Genomic DNA, 262 nt, shown 5'->3' on the forward strand with positions numbered 1-262 from the left:
TAGTAGTTCAAACTCGTGCGAAGTTAATACAATCTCTGAATCACTTAGTTTTACAATACGGCTTGTTTTATCGATGACTAAATCACCAAACTGCAGTTCTTCACTAGACTTTACTATTGGTTGCCCACGTCGTAGTAATGCATTGATCCGCGCTAGTAATACACGTGGCTCTGCTGGTTTTATTACATAATCATCAGCACCAAGTTCTAAACCAAGCACTTGGTCGAAGTCTTCACCTTTAGCAGTCAACATTAAAATTGGT

1 protein-coding gene is annotated in these 262 nt (G+C 38.9%); it reads right to left on the reverse strand.

Translation table 11 applies throughout. The features are described 5' to 3' along the window. On the reverse strand, positions 1–262 hold a 262-nt coding region (locus tag AAEY83_RS16090), incomplete at both ends, for an MtrA family response regulator transcription factor (RefSeq protein WP_351060600.1).

The sequence above is a fragment of the Psychrobacter sp. TB20-MNA-CIBAN-0197 genome, assembly GCF_040309765.1.
GTDB classification, from domain to species: domain Bacteria; phylum Pseudomonadota; class Gammaproteobacteria; order Pseudomonadales; family Moraxellaceae; genus Psychrobacter; species Psychrobacter submarinus.